Here is a 13,463-nt window from a genome sequence, read left to right on the forward strand (position 1 = left end):
AAGTGTTAAAAAAATATCTTCCGCTTTTACTCCTGTGCGCGGCGCCTGCTTTCGCCAAACCCGTTCTCACCGTCTATACCTACGACTCGTTCGCCGCCGACTGGGGGCCAGGCCCGGCGGTGAAAAAAGCGTTTGAAGCCGATTGCAACTGCGAGCTGAAACTGGTGGCGCTGGAGGATGGCGTTTCGCTGCTCAACCGCCTGCGGATGGAGGGGAAGAACAGCAAAGCCGATGTGGTGTTGGGGCTGGACAACAATCTGCTGGAAGCGGCCACGCAAACTAAACTCTTTGCCAAAAGCGGCGTGGCGAATGAGGCGGTCAAGGTGCCCGGCGGCTGGAAAAACGACACATTTGTGCCGTTCGATTACGGCTATTTCGCCTTTGTCTACGATAAAAGCAAGCTGAAAAATCCGCCGAAAAGCCTGAAAGAACTGGTCGAGAGCGATCAAAAATGGCGGGTGATTTATCAGGACCCGCGTACCAGTACGCCAGGGCTGGGGCTGTTACTGTGGATGCGCAAAGTTTATGGCGATAACGCGCCGCAGGCCTGGCAAAAACTGGCGGCCAAAACGGTGACGGTGACGAAAGGCTGGAGCGAGGCCTACGGTTTATTTCTGAAAGGTGAAAGCGATTTGGTGCTCAGTTACACCACCTCTCCGGCGTATCACATTATTGAAGAGAAGAAGGACAATTACGCCGCCGCGAACTTCAGCGAAGGCCATTACTTACAGGTAGAAGTCGCGGCGCGTACCGTCGCCAGTAAGCAGCCGGAACTGGCGGAGAAATTCCTCAAATTTATGGTTTCTCCGGCGTTTCAGAACGCCATACCCACCGGCAACTGGATGTACCCGGTAGCGGACGTCGCCCTACCAGCAGGGTTTGAATCATTGGCAAAACCCGCCACAACGCTGGAATTCACGCCGCAACAAGTGGCAGCACAACGCCAGGCATGGATTAGCGAATGGCAACGCGCCGTCAGCCGTTAATTCCCGGCTGGCTGATTCCGGGGCTGTGCGCCGCCGCGCTGATGATAACCGTCTCGCTGGCGGCCTTTCTGGCGCTTTGGCTGAACGCGCCGTCGGGCGCGTGGTCGACAATCTGGCGGGATAGCTACCTGTGGCATGTGGTGCGCTTCTCATTCTGGCAGGCGTTTCTGTCCGCAGTGCTGTCTGTGGTCCCGGCGGTTTTTCTCGCCCGCGCGCTTTATCGACGCCGTTTTCCTGGACGTCTGGCGCTGCTGCGTCTGTGCGCCATGACGCTGATTCTGCCGGTACTGGTTGCCGTGTTCGGCATTCTTAGCGTGTATGGCCGTCAGGGCTGGCTGGCCTCGCTGTGGCAGATGCTGGGGCTTCAGTGGACATTCTCCCCCTACGGCTTGCAGGGCATTTTACTGGCGCACGTCTTTTTTAACCTGCCAATGGCGAGCCGTTTGTTGCTGCAATCTTTGGAAAGCATTCCCGGCGAGCAGCGCCAGCTCGCCGCCCAGCTCGGTATGCGCGGCTGGCATTTTTTCCGTTTTGTCGAATGGCCGTGGCTGCGCCGCCAAATTCCGCCCGTCGCGGCGCTGATTTTTATGCTCTGCTTCGCCAGTTTCGCAACGGTCCTGTCGCTCGGCGGCGGCCCGCAGGCCACCACTATCGAACTGGCTATCTTTCAGGCGCTCAGTTATGACTACGATCCCGCCCGCGCGGCGATGCTGGCATTAATCCAGATGGTCTGCTGCCTGGCGCTGGTACTGCTAAGCCAACGGTTGAGCAAAGCGATTGCCCCGGGGATGACGCTGACGCAGGGCTGGCGCGATCCTGACGATCGTCTCCACAGCCGTCTGACGGACGCCTTATTAATCGTGCTGGCGCTGCTGCTGCTGCTTCCGCCGCTGGTCGCCGTGGTGGTCGATGGCGTCAACCGCAGCCTGCCGGAGGTGCTGGCGCAACCCATTCTGTGGCAGGCTGTCTGGACATCGCTACGCATTGCGCTGGCGGCGGGCGTTCTGTGTGTGGTGCTGACCATGATGCTGCTGTGGAGTAGCCGCGAGCTACGCCAACGCCAGCAACTATTCGCCGGACAAACGCTGGAACTCAGCGGGATGTTGATCCTCGCGATGCCGGGGATCGTGCTGGCGACAGGCTTCTTTTTACTGCTCAATAACAGCGTTGGCTTACCGGAATCCGCCGACGGCATCGTGATTTTCACCAATGCGCTGATGGCAATCCCCTACGCGCTAAAAGTCCTGGAAAACCCAATGCGCGATATTACCGCCCGTTATGGAATGCTGTGCCAGTCATTAGGAATTGAAGGCTGGTCGCGGTTAAAGGTCGTGGAACTGCGGGCGCTGAAACGTCCGCTGGCGCAGGCGCTGGCGTTTGCCTGCGTACTTTCTATCGGTGATTTTGGCGTCGTCGCGCTTTTCGGCAATGACAATTTCCGCACGCTGCCGTTTTATCTGTATCAGCAGATCGGCTCCTACCGCAGCCAGGACGGCGCGGTGACCGCGCTGATACTGCTGCTGCTCTGCTTTACGTTATTTACCCTCATAGAGAAACTACCGGGCCGACATGCTAAAACTGATTGATATCACCTGGCTTTACCATCATTTGCCGATGCGTTTTACGCTGGCGGTAGAACGCGGCGAGCAGGTGGCGATTCTTGGCCCCAGCGGCGCGGGGAAAAGCACGTTGTTGAATTTAATTGCCGGTTTTCTTGCGCCTGCCAGCGGTACGTTACTGATTGCCGGTGAAGATCATACGCTTACGCCGCCCTCACGCCGTCCGGTCTCAATGCTGTTTCAGGAGAATAATTTATTCAGCCACCTGAATGTGCAGCAAAATATCGGTCTGGGGCTAAACCCCGGGTTAACGCTCAACGCCAGCCAGCGGGAAAAACGGGACGCTATCGCACGTCAGATGGGCATTGAGAGTCTGATGACGCGTTTACCGGGCGAGCTGTCCGGCGGTCAGCGTCAGCGGGTAGCGCTGGCGCGCTGCCTGGTACGTGAACAGCCGGTACTGCTGCTGGATGAACCGTTCTCCGCGCTCGATCCCGCGCTGCGCCAGGAGATGCTGACGTTGGTCAGCGATATCTGCCGCGAGCGACAGCTCACGCTGTTGATGGTCTCGCACAGCGTGGAAGATGCGGCGCGAATTGCGCCCCGGTCAATCGTCGTCGCCGACGGACGCATTGCGTGGCAAGGCAAAACAGACGAGCTACTAAGCGGTCAGGCCAGCGCCTCAGCGCTATTGGGCATCAAATCCCATATTTTGTAGGCCGGATAAGGCGAAGCCGCCATCCGGCAAAGGAATCGTTAGTAACCCACAACTTTGCGCAGAATATCGATATATACCGGCATCAGCGGGTGGCGAACCAGCACCACCAGCGCGACCACGCCGATCCCGAGCGTCAACGGCGCCAGATACAGCAAACGGCTGCGGGGGAAATACGCGGTTAAACGATCGACTGCCGCTTTGCCGCTGCGCCACAGCCGCCAGCATAGCCAGCCTCCGACCCACAGCAGCAACGCCGTCGCCAGCAGCAGCCATTTGAAATCTCCGCTCTGCATATCGGAAGGAATATCGATTGCCGCTCCCGCCAGAATGCCCGGCAGGAAATAAAACGGCGGCCACAGCAAACAGCCAATCAAGTTCGGCCCAATAAATTTCGCCACGGGAAGATCCAGCATCCCTGCCACCATCGGCACCAGAGGCCTCGTCGGACCGACAAAACGTCCGACCAGGATCGTGAACATACTGTGCTGATGCAGCGCGTGTTCGGTTTTATCCAGCAGCGACTTGTTCTTTTTCATAAAAGACCAGCGGTGTAGCGGCTTTTTAAAGCGCCACCCCAGCCAGAACGAAATCCAGTCGCCCATCAGACAGCCGATAATACCCACCAGCCAGGCATGCCAAAAATTGAGCTCGCCGCTGCCGATAAGCGCGCCCAGCCCCGCCATCAGTACCGTGCCGGGTAAAATCAACCCCACCAGCGCCAGCGATTCCAGGAAGGCGACCAGCAACACGGCGATAAGCGAATACAGAGTGGATTGGGTGATAAAGTGTTCCAGCAGTGCTTGCATAGTGTGTCCGTCAGCGTGATGAAGCAGGGATTCTGCTTACCCCGTCCCCCTTCGTCAAGCCGTCAATTATCCGAATAGTTACGGCTTATGACATCTTTGTGGACACATCATTCACTTTTTATTCACATCCGGCCCTGAACTCGCTAGGACTTGCCCCGGTGCATTTTTTAAATACCCGCGAAAAATAGAGCTGATCGTCAAATCCAACATTGCGCCCAACGGTCGCTATCGGCATTCGCGTGGTGCTAAGCAGGAGTTTCGCCTGGCTGATACGCTGATCTTCGCGCCAGCTCAATACGCTAATGCCTAACTGCTGGCGGAACAGATGCGATAACCGGGAGGGCGACAGGCAGACATGCTGGGCGACGCTGGCGATATCAAAATGGCTGTCCGCCAGATGGTCGCTGATATACTGGCAGGCATCGCGCACACGGCTATCCATCGGCGGATGCAACGACTCATTAATTACCGCCATACGTCTGAGCAACAACTGCTCCAGCAGATTGATCGCCAGTAGCTCAGAATAGCGACCTTCTCCTTGCCCGGCGCTGATGATCTGCCCGAACAGTTCGCTGAAATGCGGCTGGCGCGCCTCGTCCGGGCGGAAAAATCCTGTCTGGGCAAAGATTGTCGGCCAGGTCAGCCACTCCTGCCAGTAGGCGCGAGGCCGGAAATAAACCCACTGGTGATACCACTCGCTGGCGTCCGGATGCCGTCCATAGTGATGAATCTCGCCCGGCGGAAACAATAATATATCGCCAGGCCGACAGACAAACTGCTCGCCATTATTATTAATGACGCCCTCTCCGCGGATGGTCAGGTTAAGAATATATCCCTTCATGCCCAACGGACGATCGATAAAAAAATCCAGATATCCATTCGCTTCAATTGGCGTCAGTCCGGCGACCAGATGGGCATTAAATGAATATCCCGGCAATAGCGGATCATTTTGCGTTTCAGCCATGATTTCTCTACCCCCCGATGTTCAGAGAAGAAACAAATTGTCCATATTGACCAGGACGACAGTGCTTACGTCTCCGCAAGACCTTGCGCTTGATGAAAGCACGTATCAACCCCGCTTGTGAAAAGCGCTTTGTAACAAAAGCGTACAGTTCAGGCGATAAAATTAAGTAACAGAAGTGTCTATAACTATGGCTGGAATGTCCACATTGAATATTTGCACAGCGTCACACTTTGCAAAGCATTAGCATTTTTGTCCATAAGATTAGCGGATCCTGCCTGACGGTTTTTGCCGCGACTCTCTACTGTTTCTCCATACCTGTTTTTCTGGATGGAGTAAGACGATGGCAATTGCAATTGGCCTCGATTTTGGCAGTGATTCAGTGCGCGCTCTGGCAGTGGACTGCGCCACCGGCGACGAGATCGCCACCAGCGTAGAGTGGTATCCGCGCTGGCAAGAAGGCCGTTATTGCGACGGCCCGAACAACCAGTTCCGTCATCATCCGCGCGACTACATGGAGTCAATGGAGGCCGCGCTGAAAGCCGTTCTGGCACAATTAAGCGCCGCGCAACGCGCAAATGTCGTTGGCATTGGCGTTGACAGCACCGGCTCTACGCCAGCGCCGATTGACGCCGACGGTAACGTCCTGGCGCTGCGTCCGGAGTTCGCCGAGAACCCGAATGCGATGTTTGTGCTGTGGAAAGATCACACCGCCGTGGAAGAGGCCGACGAAATCACTCGTCTGTGCCATAAGCCAGGCAAGGTCGACTACTCCCGCTATATTGGCGGCATTTACTCCAGCGAATGGTTCTGGGCGAAGATTCTGCACGTTACCCGTCAGGATAGCGCCGTCGCGCAGGCCGCCGTCTCGTGGATTGAACTGTGTGACTGGGTGCCGGCGCTGCTTTCCGGCACCACTCGCCCGCAGGATATCCACCGTGGCCGCTGCAGCGCCGGGCACAAAACACTGTGGCATGAAAGCTGGGGCGGTCTGCCGCCCGCGAGCTTCTTTGATGAACTCGATCCGTGCATTAACCGTCATCTGCGCTACCCGTTATTTAGCGAAACCTTCACCGCCGATCTGCCCGTGGGCACCCTGTGCGCCGAATGGGCGCAGCGCCTCGGCTTGCCGGAAAGCGTGGTGATTTCCGGCGGCGCGTTCGACTGTCACATGGGCGCGGTCGGCGCGGGCGCACAGTCCAATACGCTGGTAAAAGTCATCGGCACGTCTACCTGCGACATTCTGATTGCGGATAAACAGAGCGTCGGGGATCGCGCCGTGAAAGGCATTTGCGGTCAGGTTGACGGCAGCGTGGTGCCGAACTTTATCGGTCTGGAAGCGGGGCAATCTGCTTTCGGCGATATCTACGCCTGGTTTAGCCGCGTGTTGAGCTGGCCGCTGGAACAACTTGCCGCGCAGCACCCGGAACTGAAACCCCAGATTAACGCCAGCCAGAAGCAGCTACTGCCAGCGCTCACCGACGCCTGGGCGAAAAATCCGTCCCTGGATCACCTGCCGGTGGTGCTCGACTGGTTTAACGGTCGCCGCACGCCCAATGCTAATCAGCGTCTGAAAGGCGTCATTACCGATCTCAATCTCGCCACCGACGCGCCAGCGCTGTTTGGCGGTCTGGTCGCCTCGACCGCCTTCGGCGCGCGCGCCATTCAGGAGTGTTTTACCGATCAAGGTATCGCGGTCAATAACGTGATGGCGCTTGGCGGCATCGCCCGTAAAAATCAGGTCATTATGCAGGTCTGCTGCGACGTACTGAATCGTCCGTTGCAGATCGTCGCTTCCGACCAGTGTTGCGCATTAGGCGCCGCTATCTTTGCCGCCGTCGCTGCGAAAGTCCATGCCGATATTCCTGCCGCCCAGCAAAGCATGGCAAGCGCGGTAGAACGCACTCTGCGCCCCCACCCTGAACAGGCGCAACGCTTCGAACAGCTTTACCGCCGCTACCAGCAGTGGGCGCTAAGCGCAGAACAACATTATCTTCCGACTGCCGCGCCGGCGCCAACGACCCCGGCCAATCAGGCAATCCTGACTCATTAAGGACACGACAATGACGATTTTTGATAATTATGAAGTATGGTTTGTGATTGGCAGCCAGCATTTGTATGGCACAGAAACCCTGCGTCAGGTCACCCAACATGCCGAGCATGTGGTCAACGCGCTGAATACCGAAGCCAAACTGCCATGTAAACTGATATTAAAACCGCTGGGCACCTCGCCGGATGAGATTACCGCCATTTGTCGTGACGCCAATTATGACGATCGCTGCGCAGGGCTGGTGGTCTGGCTGCACACCTTCTCCCCGGCCAAAATGTGGATCAACGGGCTGAGTATTCTTAACAAACCACTACTGCAATTCCATACCCAATTTAACGCCGCCCTGCCGTGGGACAGCATCGATATGGACTTTATGAACCTGAACCAGACTGCGCACGGCGGCCGCGAGTTCGGTTTTATCGGCGCGCGGATGCGTCAGCAGCACGCGGTCGTCACCGGTCACTGGCAGGATAAAGAGGCCCATACGCGTATCGGCGCCTGGATGCGCCAGGCGGTCTCTAAACAGGATACTCGCCAGCTAAAAGTCTGCCGCTTCGGCGACAATATGCGTGAAGTCGCAGTGACTGACGGTGATAAAGTGGCCGCGCAAATCAAATTTGGCTTTTCGGTCAATACCTGGGCGGTCGGCGATCTGGTGCAGGTGGTGAATTCTATCGGCGACGGCGATATCAACGCTCTGATTGACGAGTATGAAAGCAGCTATACCCTGACGCCCGCCACCCAAATCCACGGCGATAAACGCCAGAACGTGCGAGAAGCGGCGCGTATTGAACTCGGTATGAAGCGTTTCCTGGAACAGGGCGGCTTTCACGCCTTTACGACGACATTTGAAGATTTGCACGGCCTGAAACAACTCCCGGGTCTGGCCGTACAGCGTCTGATGCAACAGGGCTACGGCTTTGCGGGCGAAGGCGACTGGAAAACCGCCGCTCTGCTTCGCATTATGAAAGTGATGTCAACCGGTCTGCAGGGCGGCACCTCATTTATGGAGGATTACACCTACCACTTCGAGAAAGGCAACGATCTGGTGCTCGGCTCGCACATGCTGGAGGTGTGTCCGTCCATCGCGGTGGAAGAGAAACCGATCCTCGACGTCCAGCACCTCGGCATTGGCGGCAAGGAAGATCCGGCGCGTTTGATTTTCAATACCCAAACCGGCCCGGCGATCGTCGCCAGCCTGATCGACCTCGGCGATCGTTATCGCCTGCTGGTCAACTGCATTGACACCGTAAAAACGCCGCACTCCCTGCCGAAACTGCCGGTGGCTAACGCGCTGTGGAAGGCGCAGCCGGATCTGCCGACCGCCTCCGAAGCGTGGATTCTGGCTGGCGGCGCGCACCATACCGTCTTCAGCCACGCGCTGGATCTGAACGATATGCGCCAGTTCGCAGAAATACACGATATCGAAATCGCGGTGATTGATAACGATACCCGTCTGCCGGCCTTTAAGGACGCGCTGCGCTGGAACGAGGTGTATTACGGTTTAAAACGCTAAAAGTGGAGTCTGAATGCCCGGTGGCACTGCGTTTACCGGGCCTACGGTCCTGTAGGTCGAATAAGGCATTTGTGTCGCCATCCGGCACACCGTCGCTCGTAGGCCGGATAAGCGAAGCGCCATCCGGCAGGGAGAAAACAATGTTAGAAGATCTCAAACGCCAGGTACTGGAAGCTAATCTGGCGCTGCCAAAACACAACCTGGTCACCCTCACCTGGGGTAACGTCAGCGCCGTCGATCGCGAACGCGGCGTACTGGTGATTAAGCCGTCCGGCGTCGATTATAGCGTCATGACCGCTGACGATATGGTGGTGGTCAGTCTGGAGAGCGGTGAAGTCGTTGAAGGTCATAAGAAACCGTCGTCCGATACGCCAACCCACCGTCTGTTGTACCAGGCATTTCCGACTATCGGCGGCATCGTACACACCCATTCGCGCCACGCGACTATCTGGGCGCAGGCGGGTCAGCCGATTCCGGCGATGGGAACCACCCATGCCGACTATTTCTACGGTACGATTCCCTGCACTCGCAAAATGACCGAGGCGGAAATTAATGGCGAGTATGAATGGGAAACGGGCAATGTCATTGTTGAAACCTTTGAAAAACAAGGTATTGACGCTGCTCAAATGCCCGGCGTGCTTGTCCATTCGCACGGCCCGTTTGCCTGGGGTAAAAATGCCGAGGATGCAGTGCATAACGCCATCGTGCTGGAAGAAGTGGCCTATATGGGGATCTTCTGCCGCCAGCTTGCGCCGCAGTTGCCCGACATGCAGCAATCCCTGCTGGATAAACACTATCTACGCAAACACGGCGCAAAAGCCTATTACGGGCAGTAATGCCTCTAAAAACGCGTCCCATGGGGGGCGCGTTGATGAATCTGGTCGGTGATATATTCAGCAAATGCGCTTTGATAGACGTAATGATCAGAACTCACATATTCAATAATATTATCATAATATCCCTGCAACACTTTTCCTTCCAGCGCATGGAAGAAAATATAATCCTCGATTGTTGACTGCCAGCGTTGCCCATTTAACAGATAGTTAATAATGGTATCCCGATGTCCGTTTTTTCTGTCGTGTCCTTGCCAGTGAAAAAAAGCATTGCCGTTTTCAATAATCTCGGTACGCCAAATTTGTTCTGTCCATGTTTTATACTCAAAAAATCGACTCACGGTTTTTATGGAAGGGTTAGCGCGTTGAGTATTGACGAAAAGATAACGGTCGCTCCCTACCAGACGCGCCTGCATACTCACATTCATAAAAGATCATTCCCGAATACCACAAATTTTGATAAAAACACCCGCACCCGAAAGTCAAAATAAAATTATATTCTAAAATAAAAATTAAATTATGCAGAGAGTTCCCGACGAATTCGCACTGTAATCCATTTTTATTTAACCATAGCGGCCAATTGGAATATTATATTTCTACCTGACGGTGCGGATGTTCCAAATGAAATTGTTACACTTTTCATTAAGTAAAACAAACAAAAAATATCGCTTTTTTGTTAATCCGAGAAATAAGTAACAGATTCGAACAAGCGCCTTTCTGAAAAATACTTAATGTATGAAAACAGACTTGACACAAAACGGCTAATACATGGGTAAAAATGGTAAATAAACATGATTCAAAATTAGCAGTTATAGGATAATTATATCTGCTGTATATACCGGCATCATTATATTGATAAATATACGTCAGCAAAAATATCTGACGCTAAAAGCCCTTTTATCGTTAAAATATCCATTACACCCGTCACGGGGAACGAACTCATTCATGAAATATCGCTACATCATCAGAATCGCGGCAGGCATAATTCTCATTATGGCTACGGTGTTTATCCATAATGCCATCGCTATTTATCAGTTCAGTCAGCAAAACCAGACGCGCATAGCTGACTGCGCGATTGTCGCAGGAGCAGGCGTTAGCGGAAAAACGCCTTCTCCCGTTTTTCAGGCCAGACTGGATCATGCCATCTGGCTTTACCAACAACACATTGTCCGCGCGTTGGTATTAACGGGCGGCTACGGCGCTGGCGCAACGGTTTCCGACGCGGCGATAGCCCGTCAATACGTTCTGGAAAAAGGCATTCCGGCTAAGGCGATTTTTATTGAAGAGCGCTCTACCGTGACGCGCGAAAATATTCGTTACGCAAAACAGATACTGCGACAACAACAATGGCGCACAGCGTTACTGGTCAGCGATCCGCTGCATATGCTGCGTCTGAAAACTATCGCTCAGGATAATGGTATCGATAGCCGCTCATCACCCACGCGATCCACCCGCTATAAATCCTGGTGGGCGAAAACCCGCTTCTTACTGCGAGAAACTTTTTATTACAGCGGATATCGGCTTTTACGTTATATGCCTGTACAAAATAACAGTATTACCCCCTAAAACAGGTTATAATTAGCGTGAATTTTTTAGACAGGTAATCATCGTGGCGCAGGCAGGTTTCATTTTAACCCGGCACTGGCGGGATACGCCGCAAGGGACGGAGGTCTCTTTCTGGCTGGCGACAGACAACGGCCCTGTGCAGGCGACGCTGGCGCCGCAAGAGTCCGTGGCGTTTATTCCGACCAGCCAGACCTCCCGCGCCGCCTCGCTGCTACAGGCGGAAAAAGACTATCGCCTGACGCCGCTCCAGCTGCGAGACTTTCATCGTCAGCCGGTATCCGGTCTGTATTGCCGTACTCACCGCCAGCTTATGCGGATGGAGAAACTGCTGCGCGAAAACGGCGTCACCGTTTATGAAGCGGATGTACGCCCGCCGGAACGTTACCTGATGGAGCGTTTTATTACGTCGCCCGTTTGGGTAGACGGCAAGATGCGCAACGGCGTTATCCGCAATGCGCGTCTTAAACCCCACCCCGACTATCGACCGCCGCTAAAATGGGTCTCGCTGGATATCGAAACCACGCGACACGGCGAACTGTATTGCATTGGTCTGGAAGGCTGCGGCCAGCGTACCGTTTATATGCTGGGCCCGGCGAATGGCGATGACCGCCAACTGGACTTCGAGCTTGTGTATGTCGCCAGCCGCCCGCAGCTGCTGGAAAAACTCAACGCCTGGTTTGCCGAACATGATCCTGACGTCATCATCGGCTGGAACGTGGTGCAGTTCGACCTGCGTATGCTGCAAAAACATGCCGAACGCTACCATATCCCTTTACGGCTGGGGCGAGACAATAGCGAACTGGAGTGGCGCGAACATGGCTTCAAAAACGGCGTTTTTTTCGCCCAGGCCAGAGGGCGAGTCATTATCGATGGTATCGACGCGCTTAAATCCGCGTTCTGGAATTTTTCGTCTTTTTCGCTGGAAGCCGTCTCGCAGGAACTGCTCGGCGAAGGAAAATCCATTGATAATCCCTGGGATCGTATGGATGAGATCGATCGTCGCTTTGCCCAGGATAAACCCGCCCTCGCCACCTACAACCTGAAAGACTGCGAGCTGGTCACGCGCATTTTCCATAAAACCGAGATCATGCCGTTTTTGCTGGAACGCGCGACGATCAACGGCCTGCCGGTCGATCGCCACGGCGGTTCGGTCGCCGCATTCGGGCATCTTTACTTTCCGCGAATGCACCGCGCCGGCTATGTCGCGCCCAATCTCGGCGAAGTGCCGCCGCTGGCAAGTCCCGGCGGCTACGTAATGGATTCACAACCCGGATTATACGATTCAGTACTGGTGCTGGATTATAAAAGCCTGTACCCGTCGATTATCCGCACGTTTTTGATTGATCCCGTCGGGCTGGTCGAAGGCATGGCGCAGCCGGATCCGGAACACAGTACCGAAGGTTTCCTTGACGCCTGGTTTTCACGAGAAAAGCACTGCCTGCCGGAAATTGTTAGCCAAATCTGGCACGGGCGCGATGAAGCCAAACGTCAGGGCAATAAACCGCTCTCGCAGGCGCTTAAAATCATTATGAACGCCTTTTATGGCGTACTCGGCACCACGGCCTGCCGCTTTTTCGATCCCCGTCTGGCGTCGTCAATCACCATGCGCGGTCATGCGATTATGCGCCAGACCAAAGCATTGATTGAGGCGCAGGGTTATGACGTGATTTATGGCGATACCGATTCCACTTTCGTCTGGCTCCGGCGTGCGCATTCAGAAGCCGACGCGGCGGAAATCGGGCACAGGCTGGTGCGCCACGTGAACGAATGGTGGGCGCAGACGTTACAACAGCAAAATTTGACCAGCGCGCTGGAGCTGGAGTTTGAAACCCACTTTTGCCGTTTTCTGATGCCGACCATCCGCGGCGCGGATACTGGCAGTAAAAAACGCTACGCGGGCCTGATTCAGGAAGGCGACAGCCAGCGCATGGTATTTAAAGGTTTGGAAACGGTGCGGACCGACTGGACGCCGCTGGCGCAGCGCTTTCAACAGGAGCTGTATCTGCGTGTTTTTCGCAATGAACCTTATCAAGACTATGTGCGTGAGACTATCGATAAACTGATGGCGGGCGAACTGGACGCGCAGCTGGTTTATCGTAAGCGTCTGCGTCGCCCTTTACATGAGTACCAACGTAACATCCCGCCGCACGTTCGCGCCGCCCGGCTGGCGGATGAACAAAACCTGAAGCAGGGTCGTCCGGCGCAGTATCAGAATCGCGGCGCCATAAAATATGTCTGGACTGTTAACGGCCCCGAGCCCGTGGATTACCAGCAGTCGCCGCTGGATTACGAACACTATCTTACCCGCCAGCTACAACCCGTGGCGGAAGGAATTCTTCCCTTCGTTGAAGATAATTTTGCTACACTACTGACCGGGCAACTGGGGCTATTTTGACGCGTGACGAAAGCGCCGCCTTCCAGTACCATAGCGCCCTTTCCATTCCTGGACCTAATTAACGCCACTACCA

The 13,463-nt window shown here is 55.0% G+C and carries 11 protein-coding genes; 8 read left to right on the forward strand and 3 right to left on the reverse strand.

Annotation, left to right across the window (positions count from 1 at the left end):
• Window positions 1-2: 2 nt before the first annotated feature.
• The 3 genes from thiB to thiQ are packed head-to-tail and all read left to right on the forward strand — an operon-like array spanning window position 3 to window position 3,263.
• Complete coding sequence (gene thiB / locus NA330_RS08570) at window positions 3-986, forward strand: thiamine ABC transporter substrate binding subunit (protein ID WP_000915326.1); 984 nt, start codon at window positions 3-5, stop codon at window positions 984-986.
• On the forward strand, window positions 962-2,572 hold the full coding sequence (thiP, locus tag NA330_RS08575; RefSeq protein WP_000235635.1) for a thiamine/thiamine pyrophosphate ABC transporter permease ThiP: 1,611 nt from the start codon (window positions 962-964) through the stop codon (window positions 2,570-2,572). Before thiB ends, thiP begins: the two co-directional genes overlap by 25 nt.
• Complete coding sequence (gene thiQ, locus NA330_RS08580) at window positions 2,556-3,263, forward strand: thiamine ABC transporter ATP-binding protein ThiQ (RefSeq protein ID WP_000915976.1); 708 nt, start codon at window positions 2,556-2,558, stop codon at window positions 3,261-3,263. Before thiP ends, thiQ begins: the two co-directional genes overlap by 17 nt.
• Before the next feature lie 38 nt (window positions 3,264-3,301).
• Here the strand turns inward: thiQ and NA330_RS08585 are convergent, their stop codons facing one another.
• Both NA330_RS08585 and araC read right to left on the reverse strand, forming a co-directional pair.
• Window positions 3,302-4,069, reverse strand: a complete 768-nt coding sequence (locus NA330_RS08585; RefSeq protein ID WP_001148369.1) for a DedA family protein — start codon at window positions 4,067-4,069, stop codon at window positions 3,302-3,304.
• Window positions 4,070-4,187: 118 nt separating this feature from the next.
• Entirely contained in the window at window positions 4,188-5,033 is an 846-nt protein-coding gene (gene araC, locus NA330_RS08590) for an arabinose operon transcriptional regulator AraC (RefSeq protein WP_000852387.1), read from the reverse strand.
• Between the two features lie 340 nt (window positions 5,034-5,373).
• Between araC and araB the strand changes: the two genes are divergently transcribed.
• From araB to araD, 3 genes are all read left to right on the forward strand, one after another.
• A complete protein-coding gene (araB, locus tag NA330_RS08595; RefSeq protein WP_023241677.1) occupies window positions 5,374-7,083 on the forward strand; it encodes a ribulokinase in 1,710 nt (569 codons plus the stop codon).
• Window positions 7,084-7,093: 10 nt separating this feature from the next.
• Complete coding sequence (gene araA, locus NA330_RS08600) at window positions 7,094-8,596, forward strand: L-arabinose isomerase (RefSeq protein WP_023241676.1); 1,503 nt, start codon at window positions 7,094-7,096, stop codon at window positions 8,594-8,596.
• Between the two features lie 140 nt (window positions 8,597-8,736).
• Complete coding sequence (araD, locus tag NA330_RS08605; RefSeq protein ID WP_023241675.1) at window positions 8,737-9,432, forward strand: L-ribulose-5-phosphate 4-epimerase; 696 nt, start codon at window positions 8,737-8,739, stop codon at window positions 9,430-9,432.
• Between the two features lie 5 nt (window positions 9,433-9,437).
• Here the strand turns inward: araD and NA330_RS08610 are convergent, their stop codons facing one another.
• On the reverse strand, window positions 9,438-9,857 hold the full coding sequence (locus NA330_RS08610; RefSeq protein ID WP_023241674.1) for a DUF4751 family protein: 420 nt from the start codon (window positions 9,855-9,857) through the stop codon (window positions 9,438-9,440).
• A 517-nt stretch (window positions 9,858-10,374) separates the two neighbouring features.
• Here NA330_RS08610 and NA330_RS08615 point away from each other — a divergent pair.
• Both NA330_RS08615 and polB read left to right on the forward strand, forming a co-directional pair.
• Complete coding sequence (locus NA330_RS08615; protein WP_000877504.1) at window positions 10,375-10,995, forward strand: YdcF family protein; 621 nt, start codon at window positions 10,375-10,377, stop codon at window positions 10,993-10,995.
• Between the two features lie 43 nt (window positions 10,996-11,038).
• Complete coding sequence (polB, locus tag NA330_RS08620) at window positions 11,039-13,390, forward strand: DNA polymerase II (protein ID WP_023241673.1); 2,352 nt, start codon at window positions 11,039-11,041, stop codon at window positions 13,388-13,390.
• Window positions 13,391-13,463: the final 73 nt, after the last annotated feature.

This window comes from Salmonella sp. NW722 (assembly GCF_051702785.1).
Taxonomy (GTDB): Bacteria; Pseudomonadota; Gammaproteobacteria; order Enterobacterales; family Enterobacteriaceae; genus Salmonella; species Salmonella enterica.